Below are 235 nucleotides of genomic sequence, written 5' to 3'. Positions count from 1 at the left end.
ATTTGTGTAACAGGCTGTTATGCGCAAACATCGCCAGCAGAAATTATGGCTATTCCTGGTGTTGATATTGTGGTAGGGACACAGGACCGTACAAAATTACTAGGCTATATTGAACAATATCGTAATGAGCGTCAACCGATTAATGCTGTACGCAACATTATGAAAAACCGTGTATATGAAGAGTTGGATGTACCGGCATTTACAGACCGAACACGTGCATCGTTAAAAATACAAG

Annotated in this window: 1 pseudogene; it reads left to right on the top strand. The window is 40.4% G+C overall.

Features of this window, described 5'->3' with window-relative positions:
• Positions 1 to 235 (top strand): annotated as a pseudogene (locus SB660_RS23810) (tRNA (N(6)-L-threonylcarbamoyladenosine(37)-C(2))-methylthiotransferase MtaB); the annotation flags it as partial.

It is taken from the genome of Bacillus sp. SIMBA_005 (assembly GCF_046535585.1).
GTDB lineage: Bacteria > Bacillota > Bacilli > Bacillales > Bacillaceae > Bacillus > Bacillus pumilus.
The sequence above is the reverse complement of the archived record's forward strand: the minus strand, read 5'-3'. Positions and strand labels throughout refer to the sequence as shown.